The following is a 250-nucleotide window of genomic DNA, read 5'->3' on the forward strand; positions in this document are numbered from 1 at the left end:
TGTGATGTTTTAAGTTTTGAATGTTTATTATTATTTTTATTTTACGTGAATGTTAGGGAGTTATTATTTGTTTATTTTTAGTTCATTTAGATTAATAGAAATTGGTTTTTGTTTTTTTTTTCCTATTTTTCTTTCAAACTGACGTGGTGTGTGTGGGGGGGGGTGTTTTTTATTTTTTTGGGGTGTTTTATTTTGGGGGGGGGTTTTTTTTGCACGGGGCGTTTTAATCATTGATCCCCCCCGCGGCACC

Annotated in this window: 1 protein-coding gene; it reads right to left on the reverse strand. The window is 33.6% G+C overall.

Features of this window, described 5'->3' with window-relative positions; genetic code table 11:
* Positions 1–63: 63 nt before the first annotated feature.
* On the reverse strand, positions 64–250 hold a 187-nt coding region (locus tag ACTHS8_RS10885; RefSeq protein WP_440373717.1), incomplete at its 5' end, for a hypothetical protein.

It is taken from the genome of Neisseria sp. P0016.S008 (genome assembly GCF_051957775.1).
GTDB classification, from domain to species: domain Bacteria; phylum Pseudomonadota; class Gammaproteobacteria; order Burkholderiales; family Neisseriaceae; genus Neisseria; species Neisseria flavescens_B.